The sequence below is a fragment of the Achromobacter sp. GbtcB20 genome (assembly GCF_019091095.1).
Classification (GTDB): Bacteria; Pseudomonadota; Gammaproteobacteria; order Burkholderiales; family Burkholderiaceae_B; genus Achromobacter; species Achromobacter mucicolens.
In genome coordinates this window covers 1-777 of sequence record NZ_JAGXJZ010000087.1, presented here as the reverse complement: position 1 = coordinate 777, position 777 = coordinate 1, and the positions used below count along the sequence as shown (strand labels likewise).

General features: G+C 67.4%; 1 protein-coding gene. It reads left to right on the top strand.

Annotated elements, in window-relative coordinates:
- Positions 1-169 precede the first annotated feature (169 nt).
- A partial coding sequence (locus KVT32_RS27890; RefSeq protein WP_217619174.1) for a TolC family protein occupies positions 170-777 on the top strand: 608 nt, incomplete at its 3' end.

The window sequence follows — 777 nt, the reverse complement described above, 5'->3', positions numbered from 1 at the left end:
GTACCGGCGTGATGGGCGGCATGATCACCGCGACGACGCTCGGCGTGCTGTTCGTGCCGGTGTTCTTCGTTGTCGTTCGCAAGCTCTTCAAGGGCAGCGAACGCCAGCGCAAGAAGAACGCGCACGAAGGCGACACCGACACCAGCAAGGCTATCGAGGAAAAAATCTGATGCAAAAACTCAAACTCCTGACCCCGCTGGCGCTGGCGATGACGCTGGCAGGCTGCATGAACCTGGCGCCGAAGTACGAGCGCCCGGCCGCACCGGTGGCCGGCAGCTTCCCGCAGCTGCCGGCCGAAGGCGGCGCGACGCTGCCGACCGCGACCACCGAAGCGCCGGCCAGCATCGCCTGGCAGCGCTTCTTCGCCGACGCCCGCCTGCGCCAGCTGATCGAGCTGTCGCTGGCGAATAACCGCGACCTGCGCGTAGCGGTCCTGAACATCGAGCAGGCGCGCGCCCAGTACCGCATCACCCGCGCCGACCGCGTGCCGACCGTATCGGCCGCCGTCACCGGCAACCGCCAGAGCGTCGGCGAAGACCAGCCGATCCAGAGCGCCTACCAGGCCGGCCTGACCGTGTCGAACTTCGAGCTCGATTTGTTCGGCCGCGTGCGCAACCTGTCGGAAGCGGCGCTGGCGCAGTACTTCTCCACCGAGGAGGCGCGCAAGACCGCCCAGATCAGCCTGATCGCCTCGGTGGCCAACAGCTACCTGTCGCTGCTGGCCGACGACGAGCTGCTGGCGCTCACCGAGCAGACCCTCAAGACGCGCGAGGAATC